This is a genomic window from Kordiimonas sp. SCSIO 12610 (assembly GCF_024398015.1).
Classification (GTDB): Bacteria; Pseudomonadota; Alphaproteobacteria; order Sphingomonadales; family Kordiimonadaceae; genus CANLMI01.
The window spans coordinates 819,458-839,122 of record NZ_CP073747.1 but is presented as its reverse complement, the minus strand read 5'-3'; the positions used below and the strand labels follow the sequence as shown (position 1 = coordinate 839,122).

Annotated in this window: 18 protein-coding genes; 6 read left to right on the top strand and 12 right to left on the bottom strand. The window is 47.8% G+C overall.

Features of this window, described 5'->3' with window-relative positions:
* Positions 1-29 precede the first annotated feature (29 nt).
* Complete coding sequence (locus KFF44_RS03875; protein ID WP_255937453.1) at positions 30-1,253, bottom strand: nitrate/nitrite transporter; 1,224 nt, start codon at positions 1,251-1,253, stop codon at positions 30-32.
* A 481-nt stretch (positions 1,254-1,734) separates the two neighbouring features.
* Here KFF44_RS03875 and KFF44_RS03870 point away from each other — a divergent pair, with 481 nt between their 5' ends.
* From KFF44_RS03870 to KFF44_RS03860, 3 genes are all read left to right on the top strand, one after another.
* Positions 1,735-3,525, top strand: a complete 1,791-nt coding sequence (locus tag KFF44_RS03870) for a methyl-accepting chemotaxis protein (RefSeq protein ID WP_255937452.1) — start codon at positions 1,735-1,737, stop codon at positions 3,523-3,525.
* Between the two features lie 126 nt (positions 3,526-3,651).
* Positions 3,652-4,404 (top strand): isoprenylcysteine carboxylmethyltransferase family protein, encoded by a 753-nt coding sequence (locus KFF44_RS03865; RefSeq protein WP_255937450.1) that lies wholly within the window; start codon positions 3,652-3,654, stop codon positions 4,402-4,404.
* A gap of 215 nt (positions 4,405-4,619) precedes the next feature.
* The gene (locus KFF44_RS03860) at positions 4,620-7,055 is read left to right on the top strand and encodes an ABC transporter permease (RefSeq protein WP_255937449.1); all 2,436 of its coding nucleotides are present in this window, start codon (positions 4,620-4,622) and stop codon (positions 7,053-7,055) included.
* 26 nt (positions 7,056-7,081) lie between these two features.
* Here the strand turns inward: KFF44_RS03860 and KFF44_RS03855 are convergent, their stop codons facing one another.
* Positions 7,082-7,369 (bottom strand): hypothetical protein, encoded by a 288-nt coding sequence (locus KFF44_RS03855; protein ID WP_255937447.1) that lies wholly within the window; start codon positions 7,367-7,369, stop codon positions 7,082-7,084.
* 389 nt (positions 7,370-7,758) lie between these two features.
* On the opposite strand from KFF44_RS03855, the gene typA reads away from it, so the two are divergent.
* Together typA and KFF44_RS03845 are read left to right on the top strand one after the other, a co-directional pair.
* Positions 7,759-9,594, top strand: a complete 1,836-nt coding sequence (gene typA, locus KFF44_RS03850) for a translational GTPase TypA (protein ID WP_255937444.1) — start codon at positions 7,759-7,761, stop codon at positions 9,592-9,594.
* 67 nt (positions 9,595-9,661) lie between these two features.
* Positions 9,662-10,327 (top strand): hypothetical protein, encoded by a 666-nt coding sequence (locus KFF44_RS03845; protein ID WP_255937442.1) that lies wholly within the window; start codon positions 9,662-9,664, stop codon positions 10,325-10,327.
* 34 nt (positions 10,328-10,361) lie between these two features.
* Here KFF44_RS03845 and KFF44_RS03840 read toward each other — a convergent pair whose 3' ends face one another.
* The 3 genes from KFF44_RS03840 to KFF44_RS03830 are packed head-to-tail and all read right to left on the bottom strand — an operon-like array spanning position 10,362 to position 12,202.
* Positions 10,362-10,793, bottom strand: a complete 432-nt coding sequence (locus tag KFF44_RS03840; protein WP_255937440.1) for a hypothetical protein — start codon at positions 10,791-10,793, stop codon at positions 10,362-10,364.
* Positions 10,794-10,797: 4 nt separating this feature from the next.
* Positions 10,798-11,205 carry a GtrA family protein gene (locus KFF44_RS03835; RefSeq protein WP_255937438.1) on the bottom strand — a complete coding sequence of 136 codons (408 nt, stop codon included), beginning with the start codon at positions 11,203-11,205 and terminating at the stop codon, positions 10,798-10,800.
* Positions 11,198-12,202 carry a glycosyltransferase gene (locus KFF44_RS03830; RefSeq protein WP_370691140.1) on the bottom strand — a complete coding sequence of 335 codons (1,005 nt, stop codon included), beginning with the start codon at positions 12,200-12,202 and terminating at the stop codon, positions 11,198-11,200. The genes KFF44_RS03835 and KFF44_RS03830 overlap by 8 nt, the downstream gene beginning before the upstream one ends.
* Before the next feature lie 360 nt (positions 12,203-12,562).
* Between KFF44_RS03830 and ltaE the strand changes: the two genes are divergently transcribed.
* Positions 12,563-13,582, top strand: a complete 1,020-nt coding sequence (ltaE, locus tag KFF44_RS03825) for a low-specificity L-threonine aldolase (RefSeq protein WP_255937433.1) — start codon at positions 12,563-12,565, stop codon at positions 13,580-13,582.
* Positions 13,583-13,650: 68 nt separating this feature from the next.
* Here ltaE and KFF44_RS03820 read toward each other — a convergent pair whose 3' ends face one another.
* The 7 genes from KFF44_RS03820 to KFF44_RS03790 all read right to left on the bottom strand — a co-directional run bounded on the left by KFF44_RS03820 (position 13,651) and on the right by KFF44_RS03790 (position 19,493).
* Positions 13,651-14,103, bottom strand: a complete 453-nt coding sequence (locus tag KFF44_RS03820) for a BLUF domain-containing protein (protein WP_255937431.1) — start codon at positions 14,101-14,103, stop codon at positions 13,651-13,653.
* Between the two features lie 217 nt (positions 14,104-14,320).
* On the bottom strand, positions 14,321-14,731 hold the full coding sequence (locus tag KFF44_RS03815; RefSeq protein WP_255937430.1) for a MerC domain-containing protein: 411 nt from the start codon (positions 14,729-14,731) through the stop codon (positions 14,321-14,323).
* Between the two features lie 23 nt (positions 14,732-14,754).
* Entirely contained in the window at positions 14,755-15,207 is a 453-nt protein-coding gene (locus tag KFF44_RS03810; RefSeq protein WP_255937428.1) for a transcriptional repressor, read from the bottom strand.
* 94 nt (positions 15,208-15,301) lie between these two features.
* Positions 15,302-15,592 (bottom strand): hypothetical protein, encoded by a 291-nt coding sequence (locus tag KFF44_RS03805; protein WP_255937425.1) that lies wholly within the window; start codon positions 15,590-15,592, stop codon positions 15,302-15,304.
* Positions 15,593-15,788: 196 nt separating this feature from the next.
* The gene (locus KFF44_RS03800) at positions 15,789-16,289 is read right to left on the bottom strand and encodes a BLUF domain-containing protein (RefSeq protein ID WP_255937423.1); all 501 of its coding nucleotides are present in this window, start codon (positions 16,287-16,289) and stop codon (positions 15,789-15,791) included.
* 126 nt (positions 16,290-16,415) lie between these two features.
* Positions 16,416-16,874, bottom strand: a complete 459-nt coding sequence (locus KFF44_RS03795) for a BLUF domain-containing protein (protein WP_255937421.1) — start codon at positions 16,872-16,874, stop codon at positions 16,416-16,418.
* A gap of 114 nt (positions 16,875-16,988) precedes the next feature.
* On the bottom strand, positions 16,989-19,493 hold the full coding sequence (locus KFF44_RS03790; RefSeq protein WP_255937419.1) for an ABC transporter permease: 2,505 nt from the start codon (positions 19,491-19,493) through the stop codon (positions 16,989-16,991).
* Between the last annotated feature and the right edge of the window lie 172 nt (positions 19,494-19,665).

Genomic DNA, 19,665 nt, shown 5'->3' with positions numbered 1-19,665 from the left:
ATCGGTAGTGCCCGTTTGCTCAATTGCGTTTAATCCGCACGTGTTCGGCGCAGCCCCCACATAGAGGCTATTCCCAATACTGGGCCCAGTGCCATCAGCATGAACACTGCCTGCCAGCCATATATATTCGCGACAAACGGTGCCCCCTGAACGGTTACAACAGTTAATAAAAAGCCTATTGCCGTTTGCAATGACAGCAAACTGCCTGTTGTTTCAGGTCTAGCATAATCGGCAATAATCGCCGAAAACTGCGGGGAGTCGGGAATGACAGACGCACCCCAGATCAGTGCAAAAACAGCCGTTATCCAAAGCGGGCCACCCAAACTGAAGGCGGTTGCAATCGCGGCAACGGCGCTGATACCCATCGCCCATATTGTCACCTCAGCCTTGCCGATTTTATCCGCGAGCCGACCGCCAAAGGCACATGTAAGCGCCCCAACGCCTACAACAGCAAACGTCAACAATTTAATGATTGTCGTGTCACCACCGAGCGCTTCCTTATTCTGCATACCCACCGTTAACTCAGCAGCGACAGCAACACCAAGCCACGCCCACATCGCATATAGTTCCCACATGTGCCCAAGGTATCCGAGAAACGCCGAACGAATTGGCTTATTCTGCCAGATTTCAAAAATAGCTTTCGGATCAAAGCTTGCGGCCTTAGCGTGGTATGGACCAATTCCAGTAAACAGAATAAGAACGCCGCCTGCACCCGCAACCAAAGAACTAACCATTAAAGTCAGGCGCCAATCCGCGCCCCCTAAAAACGCAAACAAATGCGGCATGGCAGACCCGAGGGTCAAGGCGCCAACCAATAGCCCGACCAGAAACCCCCTATCTTTCTCGCCCCATCCTGCCGCAAGCTTTAGACCGACCGGATAAACACCCGCAAGCGCGAAACCTGTTAGAAACCGCATCAATACCGCAGTGTTTCCACCGAGCGATGTGGTAAGTAGACAAAGGTTTACAATAGCCGCCACAATAGCAGAAACCGCAAAGAAGCGCCTTGGGTCCATCCGGTCTGCAAGGCCAAAAACAGCACTCACCAATGCACCAACCACAAAACCCGCCTGAACCATGGTTGACATAAGCGCCTGCGACGTCGCGCTGATGGTGATACCATTTGCACTTGCTTCCGCGAGCATATCACCAAGAATTGCGGATGAAATAAACCATAAGCCCATACCAGCAACCTGCGCTAACGCAAGCATAACAATAGACCTGATTTTTGCATTGGACTGCGAATTATTCATAAGAAGCAACTTTATCCGGGAAATAGAGCAACCACCACGTTTCAATCATCTGTTCTTCTTAGCTTTGATTGCAAAGAAAGCAAACGATATACGGTTAGGAACATAACGCTTTATAGGCAGTTTAGTGAGGATATGAGCAAGAAAACCCGCTATTTCGGTACATTAACGCCAATGTGACAGGATGTGATATATTTTCAACCGTTTCCGTTTATTTAGCAGCTTACATTCCTATAATAATACAAAAACCAATGCCCTGTTATTGTAATAAAATTTCAATAAGTGACGAAATTTAGATATATATTTTGAAGCCAAAAACACAATCCCTTGTAACCCATTGTTTCTAATTGTTTTTTATAGACATATAACTCATCAAGATGAAAAACCCTCGTATCTTAAATCTTGTTAATCTTACGTTGATCTATTTCACTTAATTTTGCCTTCAGACAACCAAAACACCGAAACAAACCAGGGTACCTATAAAGTGAACTTTCTACGAAATGCTAAGATCAGCAATCGGCTGATTATCGGTTTCAGCGGAGTAATCCTTCTTGTTATTTTGCTGTCCTTCATCAGTGCATCGCGCGTTAACAAAATTAGCGACAGCCTATATCATATCAACGAAGTGAATAGCGTGAAGCAGCGCTATGCGATTAACTTCCGCGGAAGTGTTCATGATCGTGCAATCGCCATTCGTGACATAACATTAGTGGATACAAGCGAACTTGACGGCGTAGAGGCGGATATCAAACGCCTGAAGGCCGATTATGATCGCTCTGAAACTGCAATGGATGCCCTTTTCAGCGACCCATCAATGGTCGATAGTCAGGAAGAAAGCATTCTGCGCCGCATCAAAGCAACACAGCAAAGCACATTGCCCTTGATTGAAAGGATTATTGAGCTTCGCCGCGCAGGCCAAAATGACAGTGCTAAGGCCCTGTTGCTTGCGGAAGCCCGGCCAAACTTTGTAACCTGGCTCGCTCAAATCAACGAATTCATCGACCTTGAGGAACTAAAAAACAAGGAAGAAACACAAGAGACGCGTGATATCGCTGATGGCTTTCAGATTACCATGCTGATTGTCACACTGATTGCGACATTGATCAGTATTATCCTCGCCTACTGGACTGTATCGTCCGTCAGGCCGCTTGGTATCCTGACAGGGAAGATTGAGCAACTCGCAGGCGGTGACCTGTCAACGGATATCCCGGTGCAAACATCACAGGATGAAGTGGGCCTTATCACAGGTGCGATCAGCATCTTTAAGGAAAACGCCATTCAGCAACGTGCCTTAGAGGCAGAACAGCGAGAGCGCGAAGCCGCAGAGCATGAGCGTAAAGCACGCGAAGAAGAAGAGCGTCAGAATGCCCAATTAGAGCGTCAGCGCCAACGTGAAGAAGAAGCAGAGCAAGCACGCGCAGAGCGTCGCCGTGAGATGCTTAGCCTCGCCGAGCATTTCGAGGCTTCCGTTCGCGGTGTCGTTGAAGGGGTCGGGCAATCCGCGAGGTCGATGCAAGCCGCCGCAGAAGGGCTTACTTCTACAGCCAATGATACGTCTAACAAATCAGAGGTCGTGGCACACGCCGCCGAGCAAGCAAGCAATAACGCGTCGATGGTGGCAAACGCCGCCGATGAGCTATCGAGCAGCGTTCGCGAGATCACGAGCCAAACCAACCAGTCAAGTGCTGCAGCCCGCGATGCGGTTTCCCGCACCGAAGCAGCCGCATCTGACGTGAACGAGCTGGTAAACGCCGCGCAAAAAATTGGCGATGTTGTAAATCTAATTAATGATATCGCAGAGCAAACCAATCTTCTTGCCCTCAATGCAACGATCGAGGCAGCACGCGCCGGCGACGCCGGCAAGGGCTTTGCTGTGGTGGCATCAGAGGTGAAATCACTTGCCAACCAGACAGCGCAGGCAACGCAGGAAATCAGCGATCAGGTAACTGGTATGCAAAGCGCGACCACAACGGCCGTTAACGCAATCGAGCAAATTCGTGACACGATTACCAATATCGATTCAACCGCTGTTTCCATCGCATCCGCAGTTGAAGAACAAGACGCCTCAACGCAGGAAATTGCCCGTAACGTGGCCGAAGTGTCAGCAGGCACACAGGAGGTTCGCGGCAACATTACATCCGTAAGCGAAGGTGCGGCCCAGACCGGGAACGCGGCATCCGAGCTTCTTGGTGCAGCGCAGCAACTTAATCATCAGTCTGATGAACTTAGCCGCGAGGTCGACGAATTCCTTCGTCAAATCAGGGCGTCAGATTAAGGTCAACACTGCCCTAAAGTAAACACCTACAACAAAAACCCCGGAGGCTTCTTCGGGGTTTTTCAAATCTATCAGCTTCCTTATTCCCTCTGAAAAAGATATCATCGCTAACGCGGAGGGAGCGTTATGGCATTCATCAAAAGAGCAATTGCAGTACTTTACGGTCTATTTTGTTATCTGGCGGGTGTAACCAGCCTATTGCTGATCATTCTGTTTGCAAACAATCACTTCACTATTCTAGGCATCGATGCGCTGAATTCACTGGCCATCGATAGTTGGAATTCACGGCCGTCCGAATACCCCCTTATTGTCAATATCACTTTGCTCGCCATATTCGCATTACAACACAGCGTTATGGCGCGAAAACGCTTTAAGCGAGTGGTGACGAAACTTATCCCAGAACGGCTCGAGCGCAGTACATATGTTCTGGCGACATCAATCACCCTCCTGATGATTGTTCAATATTGGCAGCCAATGCCCGAGGTTATCTGGAAAATTGAAGAACCAATATCCCGCACTTTGATTAATCTGATCTATTATGTGGGGTGGATCATCAGTCTTTTCGCCACCCACATGATCAATCACTATCATTTAATGGGATTAGAGCAATCGATGACAACATGGGAGGATGCAGGTACAAAAAAATTCGTGACCCCAATGTTTTATAAATTTGTTCGTCATCCTATTCAGAGCGGAATTTTGATCGCGCTCTTGGCAACACCCGATATGACAATTGGGCGCGCAGTCTTTGCGGCCGGAATGAGCCTTTATATTTTCATTGGTTTGTGGTTTGAAGAACGCGACTTAATCGACGAGTTTGGTGACACCTACAAAGACTATAAATCCAGGGTTTCGGCTTTATTTCCACTCAAATTCTAATATTTCTGTATAACGGCCCATTGCTCGATATCATCTGTTCGTTACCGTACACATATGTACGAAAATGAACACATAGGCTAAATCCCTGAAAGAACTATAATAACAATTCCCTGATTTTCAGCCATTTTCAGCCATGGCACACCATTTGCTATTCGTTCGCCAAAAGAAGAGCATTAGGCTTATTATCAAAGACAGCGAAATGGAGCTACGCGACTATGTTATGGAACTATCTGAGAACCGCATGGCGGCACTTGATCAAAAACAGGGCATATTCTGTTATTAACATACTTGGTCTTGCGATCGGCCTAATGGCCTGCATGTTGATCATGCTCTATGTTCAAAATGAACTTTCATATGACCAACATTGGACGAAATCAGGCCGTCTGGTTCAGTTAAACAGTCGCTTCAGTTATAGCAATGATCGTGTTGATGACTTTGATGGTGTCGCGGGGCCGTTCAAACATGCGCTGACACAGTATTTCCCCAATGAAATCGAGCAAGCAACACGGCTATATACTATTGTCCCGGTCATTTTAACCGAACACAAAGTAACCGACCAGCAAGTCATCTGGGCTGACCCTGAAACCTTCACAATGTTTGAATTTGATACCATTGCGGGGAGCATGGATCAGGTTTTCGCCGATAGCCGCACAATTGGCCTATCGGAAACAGTCGCCAACACAGTCCTCGGCTCCAGTGATGTTATCAATCAGGTTATCACCCTTGAAATTGGTGATCGGCGTGAAGACTTCAGAGTGGGCGCCGTCTATGCAGACTTGCCTGACAATACAACACTTCATCTTCCTGCCATTGCCTTGTTTGACGAAAATGCGAGCTTCCCCGGCTATACTGAAAACTGGTGGAACATTCGTGCCCTGACCTACTTTGAACTTAAGGACGGTGCTTCCCTTTCTTCCATAGAAACCCAATTGAACACCTTGGTAGATACGATGGTTCCGCATGATTTCTTTGCAGACGCAAATAAACCAACCGATCAATTGACCTTATCAGCAATCAACCTCTCAGATGTTCACCTTTATGGCATCAACGGGTCGGTTGAAACCGTTTCGATGATGGCATTGATTGCCCTTTTGATCCTGGTCATCGCCAGCATAAATTTCATAAACCTCTCCACCGCAAAAGGAAGCCAGCGTGCACGTGAGGTCGCGCTCAGGAAAACGTTGGGCGCAAAACGCACGAGTTTGATCATACAGTTTCTCGGCGAATCTATCCTTATGGTCTCTGCTGCCATGCTGTTTGGTGTCTTTTTCCTTGAGCTTGTTTTGCCGTTTTTCAATGATTTTTTAGGCAAACAAATCGCCCTTGATTACACAAATAGTTTTGCCCTTGTTGCTGGCATTTCGATAATTTTGATTGTCGGCGTGCTGGGGGGTGTTTACCCTGCCTATATTCTGTCCGATTACCGGCCCGCGGAAACGCTTAAATCCACCAATTCAGAAAGCACGATGCCCAAGCGCGTTCGAAGTGCACTGGTCATTATCCAGTTTACGATCTCAATCTCCCTGATTGTTGCAGCATCCCTGATTTATGTTCAGCGCGAATATGCGATCAATCTGGACCCGGGCTTTAATCAGGAAAACCTGTTGACGGTACAGTATTTATTCAGGGGGGACACCTCATCAAACCGTCAGATATTGAAAAACCGGATTTTAAATACACCCGGTGTCACCAGCGCAACCTTCAGCGCCAACACACCCCCTTACGGCGCAGGGCGCCCAACCAGCTTTACCCTTACAGGAAGTGATCAGACGGTCACCCTGCCCTGGCAGGACCAAGACAGTGATTATTTCTCTGTTTATCAAATTCCGATGGTTGCAGGCAGAGCATTCCCCGATGCCTATGCGGAAAATTTAGAGCAACAATTATCGACCCTCGCGGAAGGTGAAGAAGCAAATGTCGATATGTTGGTGAATGAAAGCGCGGCCAAACTTCTTGGTTTCAATACACCAGAGGAAGCTCTAGGCAAAACCCTGAAGACAAGTGACCTGAGCCGACCGATCACCTTCACGATCATCGGGGTTGTTGGTAACACGCGCTTCAACTCAATCAGGCGCGATGCCCCACCGCAGTTTTACACGCCCAGCACGTCGCACATCAGCCTAACGCTTCGCTATACATCCTCGCCCGACAAAATAGCGGCAGACCTAAAAGCCCTCTGGCAGGATCTATATCCTGAAGTCCCGCTTTATTATTACTTCGTCGAAGATGCCATGCGTGAAGCCTTTGACGAAGAGGTCAAAATCTCAACCTTACTCAGTGTATTTTCTGCGCTCGCAGTCATCGTTGCCTGCCTTGGCCTCTATGGTCTCGCGGCCTATAATACCGACCGCCGCGCCAAGGAAGTCGGCATCCGAAAAGTTATGGGCGCCAATGTTAAGAGCATTCTGAACCTGTTCCTTTGGCAGTTCGCAAAGCCGGTATTGATCGCCAACATCATCGCATGGCCCCTGATTTCATGGATTATGCTGAATTGGCTGGAAACATTTCCGTACCGTATCGACGCCTGGGTGATCGCCCCTCTATGTCTTGGGGCTGGGGTATTTGCCCTGATGACAGCATGGATCACCGTTGGTGGTCACGTTATAAGAACAGCACGCAAGAACCCTGTTCATTCACTTCGGTACGAATAGAGGCTAAGTAACACTTTACGGGTACGCTAAACTTCATCAGCTTTAATTGGGCCATTCCAGTATTTCGGGATGGTCCAAACCCAGGCAACAGAACACACCAGTAAAACAATCATGAAACCAAAAGTACCAATAGGTTGACCCCAGTAGTTGGCATGAATGAAAAAATGACTGTCCATAAGCTTCAATATTGCGATAATCCAATATCCCACAAGTCCTGTTAGCCCGACAATGTAGCCAGCCCGATACCAGAAAACTCGCCTAGCATGGGAATTCCCTTCATAAGCCTTAAAGTCAAACTTGACATTCTTGCCCATTATTAAAGCTTCTCTCCTTTCTAACTAAATATTTATTTAAAATAGTTTTATACTATTTATATATGTATTTGAAATTCGAAATTTCAAGCCTTCAGCCAAGGAATAGTACCTTCAAGCGGCCAAGATGCCCCCTTAAACAATAGCTCATGCCAGTTGCGTTTTTGGTTTTTAAGCATACTTACAAACATAGTAATTTTTCAGGTCCAGCCGCCCGGATAATTGATTATTCAAAGCCACAGCGCCTTCTGACTTGCGCAGCCCTCAAAAGAAGCGTATAAGGCGCGCGAATTGGCGATTTCGCCCACAGTTTACAGGCCCTCAACGATCAATCGGTTTTGGCACAAGTGCCGAGGTTAAAGATCAGGGGCCTTTTTATATGGAAAAGTCTGATGGCTGATAAAAAAATCCGTAACGTCGCGATTATCGCACACGTTGACCACGGCAAAACCACGCTTGTTGACAATCTCTTCAAGCAATCGGGTACAGTGCGCGATAACCAGCGCGTGGAAGAACGCGCGATGGATAGCGGCGACCTTGAGCGCGAGCGCGGTATCACGATCCTCGCGAAATGCACAAGCGTTATGTGGGGCGATACCCGCATCAATATCGTGGACACACCGGGCCACGCCGATTTTGGCGGCGAAGTGGAACGTATCCTCTCGATGGTGGACGGTGTTGTACTTCTTGTGGATGCGGCCGAAGGCCCGATGCCACAAACCAAGTTCGTAACCATGAAGGCACTAGCGCTTGGCCTGAAGCCGATTGTTGTGGTGAACAAGGTCGATAAGCCAGACGGCAACCCGGACGCAGCAACCGATGCCTGCTTTGACCTGTTCGTGAACCTGGACGCAAACGATGATCAGCTTGATTTCCCGATCCTATACGCTTCTGGTCGTGATGGCTGGGCCGTGAATGAACTTTCTGACGAGCGTGAGAACCTGCACCCGCTGTTTGACAAAATCGTTGAGCACGTGCCGCTACCGGGCCCTGTTGCCCGCGGTGACGCCGAGAAACCATTTTCAATGCTTGCAAGTATGCTCGACCGCGACAACTTCCTCGGCCGGGTGCTGACGGGCCGTATTCAAACAGGCCGTGTGAAGGTTAATGACCCAATTCATGCACTGGGCCGTGACGGCAAGGTTGTGGAAGCGGGCCGTATCTCAAAGCTTCTATCCTTCCAGGGGCTGGAGCGTGTGCCCGTTGAGGAAGCAGAAGCGGGCGACATCGTCGCGATCGCTGGCCTTCAAACCGCAACGGTTGCTGATACACTGGCTAGCACAGACGTTTCAGAACCGCTTCAGTCACTTCCGGTGGACCCACCAACGCTTGCGATGACATTCTCAGTAAACGATAGCCCGCTTGCGGGCCGTGAGGGCAAGCACGTAACATCCCGTGTTATCCGTGACCGCCTCCTCCGCGAAGCAGAAGGTAACGTTGCGATCAAAATCACAGAAACCGAGAGCAAGGACGCGTTCGAGGTTGCGGGCCGCGGTGAATTACAGCTCGGTGTTTTGATTGAAACCATGCGCCGTGAAGGTTTTGAGCTTGCAATCTCGCGCCCACGCGTTCTCTTCAAACAGGATGAAAGCTGCAAACGCCTTGAGCCGTATGAAACCGTGCAAGTTGACGTGGACGAAGCCTATCAGGGTATTGTGGTTGAAAAAATGTCGCTCCGTAAGGCGGAACTTACGGGCATGGTGCCATCAGGTGGTGGCAAGGTTCGCCTGACGTTTGATGCGCCAGCGCGCGGCCTGATCGGTTATCATGGCGAGTTCCTGACGGACACCCGTGGTACTGGCATTATGGCGCGTTCCTACGACCGCTATGACGCCTACAAGGGGCCAATCGCTGGTCGCCAGCGCGGTGTTTTGATCGCAACAGGCGGCGGTAAGGCCGTAACCTACGCGCTCTTTAACTTGCAGGAACGCGGCATCATTATGATCGAAGGCGGCGACGAGACATACGAAGGTATGATCATCGGCGAGCACAGCCGCGATAACGATCTGGACGTAAACGTACAGAAAGCCAAGCAGCTAACGAACATTCGCGCTGCCGGTAAGGACGATGCTGTTAAGCTGACAACGCCGCGGAAACTTCCGCTTGAGGAAGCGCTTGCTTACATCAATGATGACGAGCTTGTGGAAGTAACGCCCGAGAGCATCCGCCTTCGTAAGCGTTTCCTTCTGCCGCACGAGCGCAAACGCGCTGCAAAGGCCGAAGCATAGGCAATTTAACGCTATTCATTGCAATCAATAAACGATTAGGCATATTATTCCGAAATTGGGGGATAATATGCCAAGCTATACACCGTGGAAAAGAAGCAAAAAATTTGGCGATATTCACGGTGGACGTTTACGCCTGAAGCTATCCGATAATATTTTTGCACGGCTGCATTCAATTACTCGTCCAAATCCCGACGATACTTTACCCATTCTAATTGAAGATAACCCTTCAAAGGACTTTTTCTTTCCCCTTAACGGGCAAGAAACTCTAAAAGCCCTATCCGAATTACCAGAAACTGACTATGAGGGCATCACTCATATCTGGTTGAGACGATTAAAGAAAAGTGATTACATCAAGCAAAGTCAACCCTTTGCTACCTACACCTGCGGTAGCGGCGTGCGTTTGGTCACACTTTATCCATGGCCAAATGATTTAACGATCAATTACGGCAAAGAACGCCCCGACAATTCTGTTATCAATGAAGTAAAACGCTATGGCGGCGAAATGAAACTAAGTGGAAAAAACTGGATATCAAAATGGACACTTGAGGCAGTACAGCGATTTTATGTTCAAGGTATTCTATATCACGAGATTGGTCATCATATCGATTGGTATAATCGGCATTGGAGCAAAGCGAATAACAAACAAACTGAAGACTATGCTGATCGATATGCAATGGCCAAAACTGCCACAGCGACACTGTTTTTGAATAAACTGTCAGGGAAAGACACATAACATTCCAATTTGACTAAGGTCGGCTGGAAATTAATTATTCATACTTCTTAAAAATCTCATAGACGAGACTTTGGATCTCCCGCCCAGCTTTATCTGATTTATAATCAGAAGAATCGCATGTTTCATCTGAATAGGAATATGCAGTTTTACCGGCAACAAATGCTGAAAGTGATGTAGTGCCTCCATCACATAATCCTTCATCCGAACCGCTTATATTTATTTTCTCAAACCCTGCGCCGTCAGCGATGATTTTTCGAATCTTTATCCATAATCTTCGGTCATAGAAGGTTATTGGCTCTTTACCATTTCTATGAATAGTCACTTTACCAGTAGGCAAAACAGATAGCGCACTACTACCCCAAATACTCCAGCTATTGTAAAAAAGCCCAGTCCTCGGCGCTTCAGGTTCACGCCCTGCACAACCAACAATTAGAAGAAGCATTATCAATGTTGATAAGTTTTTCATATGATCACCCCCTAAACACCAGCCATTTTGCGCCCATATAATTCACAGCAAGGCCGAAGGCAGAACCAAGCGCGAAGCCCATCATAACGGCAATGTCACTGATACCATAAAGGCCAATGACGCCTGCATAAATGCCGTAATTCATCAGGCTCGCAGTCACTTGCAGGATAAAGTATCCCGCATATTGCCGACCTTTTTCACCTTCATTGGCGCCCGAAAACGTCCAAAGACGGTGCAAAATCCATGTAATGCTTACAGCGATGGGAAACGATATTAACCGTGCGAAATAGGCATTCACACCCCCGTCTATCGCACCTGACGTCAGCCACCATAATATGCCACCGTCCACAATAAACCCAACCGCGCCCACCGCGCAGTAACGGATAAATTCGGTAATCGTGGGTTTATGCATCAGGTCCGCCCGTTTTCGCATCAATCGTCGGTTTTACCTCGGGCCTTGCGACCGAACCCGCCTTCAAGGACGGCAGTGACAGGTAGGCAAGCCGCTTTCGCTCCCGCCGGCCGCGGGTGACCGCATCAAGCACAAACCCGCTCACAAGGCTCAGGAGTGCCGTCAGCATAACCGCGCTTGCAAGCACTGCGGTTGGGAAGCGCGGCACGAGGCCCGTTTCCATATAGTCTATAATCACCGGATAAATAAGGACGGTTGAAAGCAAAACCAGAAAGCCACTTAGAACACTGAAAAATGCGAGCGGTCGCCCTTCCCGGATCAGGCGAAAAATCATACGAATAATGCGCGCACCGTCACGGTAGGTATTTAGTTTGCTAAGAGAACCATCAGGGCGCTCACGGTATTTGGTTGCAACATCCATAATCGGCAGATCAAGCTCAAGCGCATGCACCGTTAATTCGGTTTCCAGTTCAAACCCCAGCGATAGGGCCGGGAAGCTTTTGACAAAACGCCGTGAAAACGCGCGGTACCCCGATAGCATATCCTTCGTACGCCGCCCGAACACCCGCGCCACCAGCGATGTCAGGAACCTGTTGCCAAAACGGTGACCGCGCCTGTAGGCACCATTTCCAACTTCCTGCCTTAGGCCCGTTACCATATCAAGGTTACTCACAATCAACGCTTCGATCATCGCTGGTGCGGCGGACGCGTCATAGGTATCATCCCCGTCCACCATCAAATAAATATCGGCCTCAATATCGCTGAACATCCGGCGGATCACATGCCCCTTGCCCTGCTGTCGTTCAGTGCCGACAATGGCACCAGCCGCCTCTGCCACCGCCGCCGTATTATCGGTTGAATTATTGTCATAGACATAAACCGCAGCGTCAGGAAGTACGCGCCTGAAATCACTGACCACTTTTGCAATCGTCACCCCTTCGTTAAAGCAGGGAATCAGCACCGCAACCCGAAAGTCCCCTGTTTGAACATTTTCCATAGCGGGTTCAAACGGGGGCTCCATCGGGGATTCCGTCGGGGCTGCATTTGATTGCTGCATATCATTTTGGGGCGCGGGTTTTGTCATATCACCGTGTTTACCTGATATTCTGAACGGGAAATGAGGTTTCATGTCCATACCCCTTCCCAAGCCTGATCACTCTATCAGGCCTTCATCACGCAGGGAAGCTTAACCCCGCATGAAGTCGTCCCATATTTAAAAGATAATGAAGGGAACTGTGGTCAAGCGGCAAACAAGTTTTTTCTTTGCTCAAAAGCAACAGAGGCCTTATATCAATCCGTGGTGGGGAAACGCAGTTCATCATTCAAAGACTGCATCTGTCAAAGGGCTGATTTATCAATGTCACAGTCATTCAAATATGATTTCCGAAGCGATACCGTAACACAACCAAGTGGCGCAATGCGCGAAGCCATGATGGCTGCACCCTTGGGTGATGATGTTTTTGGGGATGATCCGACTGTGAAAAAGCTGGAAGCCTATGCGGCAGAGCGACTTGGTAAGGAAGCAGCCCTTTATGTTTCATCGGGCACGCAGTCCAACCTGACGGCCTTGATGGCACACTGCGGGCGCGGCGAAGAATATATATCTGGTGCCAACGCCCATTGTTATCTGTGGGAAGCAGGCGGCGCAGCGGTGCTCGGTAGCATTCAGCCATGCCCGATCCCGAATGAGGCCGATGGCACCATTCCGCTCGAGAAAATCAGATCAGCGATCAAGCCAGACGATCCCCATATGGCGATGACCAAACTGCTGGCGCTCGAGAACACCATTGCAGGCCAGCCGCTTTCGCTTAAATATATGCAGGCGGCAACCGATATCGCGCGCGATGGCGGGCTAAATACCCACTTGGACGGTGCACGCGGCTTTAACGCGAGCGTGGCTTTGGGCGCTGATATTGCAGATATGGCGAAGCCGTTTGATACGGTTTCCATTTGCCTTTCAAAAGGGTTGGGGGCGCCTATTGGATCAGTTCTTGTGGGCAACAGTGATTTGATCGCCAAGGCACGCCGGATCCGCAAGATGCTGGGCGGCGGTATGCGGCAGGCGGGTATCCTCGCGGCGGCAGGTCTTTATGCACTGGAAAATAATATTGAACGCCTCGCGGATGACCACACAAATGCGAAACGATTGGGCGATGCCTTTACCAAGCATGATCAGATCGAACTTGTGAGCTGCCACACAAATATTGTAATCATCAATCCAGCAGAAGAAATTTCAGAAGCCTTCATGAAACACCTACATGATAACAGTGTTGGCACCGTTGGATTTTACGGTAATGTTCGTCTGGTTACGCATTTGGATGTTAGCGATACGGCGATTGACGAAACCATCAGGATCGTAGATCGCTTTTTCGACTAATCTGATCAAGTCTGCTCGTATATGGCAGCTCTGACCGTATCCAGTCAGATTCTAGCGGCCGGCTTATTTTAGCGCAGTTCCCTGAAGGAATAGAGGAAGTTTTTGATAAATACGTTCAAGGTTGGATCATCCGAGAGCGTATTATCTTCGGCTGATGCCATGATATCTATTAACCGTGCGCGGCTGATATCAGCACTTTGCGATCCAACATCCATTGGGTCATTCGGGTTATTCATATAGAATAAAGCTTCCCAGCTATCGAAAACACGGCTTTCAACATCCTGCACGCTTAAACGGGTTGGAAGCCGGTGACGACGATCTGACTCAATGCGCTTGAAGCATGCATTGACCTTGTCTGCTTCCCCTTCAATAACCTGAAAAAAATTGCCTTCGTAGAAAATCAGCAAACCCGTGATGTTGTCTCGGGCATTATTCCGCGACGCTACATCAAAGATTTCTTTCAAACCTTCTTCGCTCGCTACGCCAATGTAGGAGCTTAAATAAACAAGCCGGTAGAGCACTCAGTACCTCATGCACAAAATCAAATCGTTTCATTTCTGGCACTTATGAATAACCCCACGCTTGAATTCAATAAGGCGAATACCACTTATTATAAAAGAGTTTAAGGAACCTTTAAAGTTAAATTTATTTCCATAAAAATAGATAATATTATGCGAAAACATCAACTGAAGGGCGATATTCCCGCCCTAAAGTATGCAGATGAATTATAACTTTAGATTAACCACACGACTCCGGTGTGCAGTTGGAACCACATTTCCTGCATAGCCTTATATTGAAGATATGCGTAATCGCAATGATGATCGCACCAACAGAGGCCGTCACTTCGCCGGACACATGTTCGTCCCCAATTACCAGCGAAGTCGCCAACAGGAAGATACCCATCCCACCCAGATATACTGGCAATCGCTCTGCATGCTGCTGCCAGCCTTTCAGCGTTGCATACACACAAACGATAATCGCTGACACCACCAATGGAACATGAAAGGCTTCCAAGTCAGGCAACATTGATGAAACCGTAGGCGACAGTATGAAAATCAATGGGACCGCGAGACAATGAAACAAACAAACACCCGCGATGCAAACACCGCATTTGTCAAAAGCCTCTGAATATCTTATGGACGCCATCATTACTCTACCTTTTGTCGATCAAATTATTTACAATCTCTGCATGTTGTTACAAATTCGATCTTGCGCGATCTTACTGCAAACTTCACTTGGGCTGCATTCGCATCCAACGCCGATATAATCTGCGGATCTTCAATCATATCCACAGAACCACAGCGGTCACATATTAATACCAAACATGTTTCCCCCGTTTTTGCAACTGTACTACGGGCGATAAACTGCTGGGTGGATACCAAGCGGTAAACCAGCCCCTTCTCTTCCAGCGCATTAAGCGCTCTGTAAACTGTGGGTGCTGCGCGAACGCCCTCCGTTTCGCGGAGGTAATCCAAGAGTTCGTAAGCTTTCATGGCTTTCGAGACCGACAAGAGGGCTTTATGCACCATATGTTCGTTCGGCGTTAGATAACAGTTTCCTACATATGGTTCTGGCTTGTGTTGGTGCTCATAATCAAATTGCGAGGTTTCTTGAATATTCATCATTTTCATACCTGACACTGAAACAGCAAAGAGGTAAAAACCACCCATGCGTCACAGTTCACAAATCACTGGGAAAAGGCCCATTTTGAGCCCATGACTAAAGAGAGAAAATGGTGAAGAAAGGGGGTGCACGCGCAAACTGGCGTGCAAATGCGGTCGCAGATAATACGACAGGGCGATAGTCATCGCTAATGAGATGAAAAAGCTTTGCAGTATATGCATAGTCAACTGGCGGGCTGGTGAGAAAAACACCGCTTCCAATGATACAAACTTCACACTCGACCAAAACCTCATCATGGTTTTGCCCGATGTGAGCGTCACTAATGTGGTAGGCGGTAAAAAACAGGTTGAATACAGTGAAAACCATACAGGCAATGGACGCTGCCATTACTGCACTTTTATGATTTTTCCTTGTCTTTACCCACTGATACATAACTTACCTGCCATATGCATGATAAGTTATATAATAACGCACTGAAATGATCAATGAACTTTCACAGTTGTTACACGGAACTTGCGATATAGGCAGAATAGTTAACTTTTGCTATACACCACCGGATGCTATAACCCGTCAAAGAAAAACGTTATTTAAACGTCACCGTTGATGGCTGAATGCTGGTGAAAAAACTATCAATGAAAAGCTTTGTCTTAGGATCATGCGGCAGATTTTGAAGCTTATCCGTTGACGCCAGATCACCAAGATAGACAAAATTATCTTTCTGTTTATCCGATAACTCCTGAAAGGGTACAAAGGCCATATCCCAGGTTTCAAAGGTGCGTTTTTCGATCTTTTCGGACCGCAGAATGCGTAATCCCTTATGGCGTCGATCCTCGGATATGCGATCATAACAGGCTTCTACATCGCCTTGACGCCCCTCCAGAACCTGCATAAACACCCCTTTGTGAGCCAACAACAGACCAGTAATGTCATGTTCGGTGTTAAACGCACGCGCACTTTTCAAAATATCAGGCAGGTCAACACCAATCGATGGACCAGTATGGTAACTGACATAAATGATACAATAGAGATCACTGTCCAGCTTTTGCCTTCTGTGGACCTCCAAGTCGATAACATTATCGCTCATCTGAACCCCCAACGGTTATATAGCTCTAACCTAACAGTTATACAGTCAAAATCCAACTTATATTAATCGATATGACTAATTTGATAGGCAATATGACTATGAAGATAATCACCGACAGGATTGGTGTTAAGCAACAACGATGGTGCTAAAAAAGTTCCGCACATAAAGGCTGGTATGCGGGTCTTTGAATAAGTTTGTCATCTTCTTACTGATAACAAGGTCACGGAGATGGATAAAATTTTTACGTTGAAAGTCACCCAGATTTTCAAAAGGAACAAAAGCCATATCCCAGTCATCGAAGGTTCGTATGCTGATTGTTTCATTTCTGAGGCATTCAATTTTGCTGTGACGAGGGTCTTTGCAAATACTGTCAAAGCATTCCTTCACGGCCTCTTTCTCACCTTCTATTACCTGCATGAAAACGCCGTTATCGGCCAATAGAATACCCGTAACATTACGGCGCTTGTTATTTTTGCGCGCTCGTTTCAGGATATCATCCATATCCTTTTCAATCGCCACCCCACAATAATGGCTCATATAGGTGATACAGTATAAATTACCGATATTATTGGTTACCTCTGTCATATGTGAAACCTTCTTATGAAAATTCCCCAGCAAGACAGAAATCATAGCAATCAGTCCTTAAAAAAGTCTTTAAAACTGATTAAGGACGAGGTCGCTCAGCCGCTAACAAACGGTTTATTCACTATAAAGGACTTTGGCTGGCTGAACACGGATCGCCCGCAATGCTTCTGAAAACACAATACCCAGGCAAAATAAAAACCCAACAACAGCAAACCCGAAAATTTCAGATACACTAAGGGCAAGCCGCTCCTGATAACCAGAAAGCCAACCGTTCAGCAGGTAGCCTGCAATCGGTAATCCGCTCAACAAACCAATGAGTATTGGTTTTGAGAATTCTTTCAAAATCAACTCCAGAATATCGCGGTTACGCGCGCCGAGCACTCTTCGAACTGCAACCTCGCGCATCCGCTGTACCATCAGAAAACGGGATAAACTATAAATCCCGGTGATCGTCACCAACAGGCTAAGGCCTCCTGCAAAGGCAAACAGTTCCAGCATCAGGTTTTCTTCCCAATAGGCATCCTGAAGATTGGCTTCAGAGCGGGAATAGGTAAAAACATCATCAGGGAAAAACCGTCCCCAGATTGCTTCGATTTTTGGCAATACGCCCTCAAACCTGGCCGGATCAATATCAAATGTCAGGTAAAAATACCCTACTCCGTTTTCAGGGTCATCAACCATATAAAAGGTTGGTACAGACTGGACTTTGCCTGCTTTAAAATTCACATCAGGAACTACCCCGACAATTATGTCATTTAATCTATAGGAAAAGTCGCCAATTTGCTGGTCGCCGTTATTACGGAATAGCTTCCCGATGGCATCTTCGGGTCGGGCAAAACCATGCTGTCTTGCCACAGCCTCACTGATCACAATATTACGCTCTAAAATCAGGTCTTGTTTTCCTGCCGCTTGGGCAGCACGAACAGCATCCTGTTCCGCCAGTATATCGCCGCCGAAATCCTCGCTCAGAAGGCGGCCTGCCACTGGCTCAATACCATAGTGACTAAAGAATTTGGGTTCTACGATTAACCCTTCATATTCAACATGCTCATTGGTTTTGGGATGGTTAAATCCAAATGACCAGTTTGATGCAATGAAGGGAATATTGGTTGAAAAACTATGGGCACTTACCCCGTCAAGCCTAGATACTTCACGGGCGAAGGCCTCGCGGTTCGCGCGCCAGACATCACCGTTCGCGGCATCCACATGAAGTTTCCCTTCATGTGCAAATTCCTTATCCATAGTGATCACATGGCGGACCTGTGCGTCAATCATAATTGTCGAAAATACAAGCCCCATGCCAAGCGCAACCTGAAGGCCAACCAGAACCGTACGCATCCGTCCACCGCCACCGGTTACAGACCCCTGTGCGCCCACCAGCATATCCCGGGCATGGGTACGCGCTATCCAAAACGTTGGGTACAGGGCAACCAAAAGGGCCGCTATAACAGCAACCACGACCAAACCAACAAGCTCGAGTACACGGCCATCACCGCGTACCGCCAGGTCCTGCCCTACATACCCACCAACATAGTCCGCAATAAACGGGGCGATATCAAGCGCCACCCATGCGGCAAATCCTGTTAGTAGCAAGGTTTCAACAAACAACTGAATAATCACTTGTTTCTTGCTAGCACCAAGGACGCGGCGAATTGCAACTTCGCGCCCCCGCCGTAGGGTTGCAGCAATCGTCAGATTCATATGATTACTGACCGCAGCAACAAGCACCAGAAACGCCGTGAACATAACACCAAGCAACGCATTTCGATCAACCGGTGCTTTAATAGAACCGTTCGGGGTCTGCGACCAAAATTGAAGCCCGCGAATATTTTCAATCGAAAGGCTGTCATGGTCTGCCATACGCTCTAGCGGCAAAAGCGGGCGCATATTTCGCCAGAAGTCCTTGGCGAAACTATCACCGTTCACACCCTCCTTCAAAAGGACATAGCTGATGATCCTGCCACTGCTGCCATAACCTGTAAGTTCTGCCATTAGGCGTTCATCCCGGATATCAGCGGGGATAAGGGGCATTATCATACTAAAATCCAGATGCGAAGCCGCCGGTATTTCATCAAGAACTGCACCCACTTCATAATCATAAATCTTGCCAAAGAGGTCGATCGAAATTGTTTTCCCAATGGGATCTTCCGGCCCGAAAAAACGCTCCGCGTTTGTTTTCGATATAACTACACCTCTTGGCTTTGAGAGCGTTTCTGCAATATCACCTGCGATCACAGGCAAGGGAAATGCACGCGCGAACCCCGGATCAACCAAAAAACTACGCAGTCCAAACTGTTTCTTCTGTTCGCCAGCAGAGCCCTTTATGCGTGCTCCCACAAGGCGGACTGCTGTTTCGACTTCCTCAAAATTTTCATTGATAATCGGCACAAACGGGCCATAGGTTGTATCGCTCCAGGTGCCACCAAAATCTGACAAGTTAATTCTGTAAAGACGCTCGGAGGTTGAAAGCCAATGATCAGAGGTCATTGTGTCTTTGGAGGTAACCCCGACCACATAGGCAAAAGAAAATGCAAGAGTAAGGCCGATAAAACTCAGTACCATGCTGACTTTATTTTTCCAGAAGTGCCGGAAGAAAATTACTGCATAATGCTTGAACATACCTGCCCTATCCTCGCTGTCGTGTATTTATTTTTTATTGTGCCCAAATATCAGCAAGCACCATGCCAGAAATAAAATCATTTTATTACAATAGGTTATCGTTCATGCAGTGGCCAAGCGACACTAAAATCGTCCATTTTCGAACACTATGCGTTCATTTCCGAACAATCAG

Excerpts from the sequence above, each read along its gene's own strand:
- KFF44_RS03875 (WP_255937453.1), bottom strand. The coding sequence starts at position 1,253 with ATGAATAATTCGCAGTCCAATGCAAAAATCAGGTCTATTGTTATGCTT.
- KFF44_RS03865 (WP_255937450.1), top strand. The coding sequence starts at position 3,652 with ATGGCATTCATCAAAAGAGCAATTGCAGTACTTTACGGTCTATTTTGT.
- KFF44_RS03860 (WP_255937449.1), top strand. The coding sequence starts at position 4,620 with ATGTTATGGAACTATCTGAGAACCGCATGGCGGCACTTGATCAAAAAC.
- KFF44_RS03855 (WP_255937447.1), bottom strand. The coding sequence starts at position 7,369 with ATGGGCAAGAATGTCAAGTTTGACTTTAAGGCTTATGAAGGGAATTCC.
- typA (WP_255937444.1), top strand. The coding sequence starts at position 7,759 with ATGGCTGATAAAAAAATCCGTAACGTCGCGATTATCGCACACGTTGAC.
- KFF44_RS03845 (WP_255937442.1), top strand. The coding sequence starts at position 9,662 with ATGCCAAGCTATACACCGTGGAAAAGAAGCAAAAAATTTGGCGATATT.
- KFF44_RS03840 (WP_255937440.1), bottom strand. The coding sequence starts at position 10,793 with ATGAAAAACTTATCAACATTGATAATGCTTCTTCTAATTGTTGGTTGT.
- KFF44_RS03835 (WP_255937438.1), bottom strand. The coding sequence starts at position 11,205 with ATGCATAAACCCACGATTACCGAATTTATCCGTTACTGCGCGGTGGGC.
- KFF44_RS03830 (WP_370691140.1), bottom strand. The coding sequence starts at position 12,202 with ATGGAAAATGTTCAAACAGGGGACTTTCGGGTTGCGGTGCTGATTCCC.
- ltaE (WP_255937433.1), top strand. The coding sequence starts at position 12,563 with ATGTCACAGTCATTCAAATATGATTTCCGAAGCGATACCGTAACACAA.
- KFF44_RS03815 (WP_255937430.1), bottom strand. The coding sequence starts at position 14,731 with ATGATGGCGTCCATAAGATATTCAGAGGCTTTTGACAAATGCGGTGTT.
- KFF44_RS03810 (WP_255937428.1), bottom strand. The coding sequence starts at position 15,207 with ATGATGAATATTCAAGAAACCTCGCAATTTGATTATGAGCACCAACAC.
- KFF44_RS03805 (WP_255937425.1), bottom strand. The coding sequence starts at position 15,592 with ATGGCAGCGTCCATTGCCTGTATGGTTTTCACTGTATTCAACCTGTTT.
- KFF44_RS03800 (WP_255937423.1), bottom strand. The coding sequence starts at position 16,289 with ATGAGCGATAATGTTATCGACTTGGAGGTCCACAGAAGGCAAAAGCTG.
- KFF44_RS03795 (WP_255937421.1), bottom strand. The coding sequence starts at position 16,874 with ATGACAGAGGTAACCAATAATATCGGTAATTTATACTGTATCACCTAT.
- KFF44_RS03790 (WP_255937419.1), bottom strand. The coding sequence starts at position 19,493 with ATGTTCAAGCATTATGCAGTAATTTTCTTCCGGCACTTCTGGAAAAAT.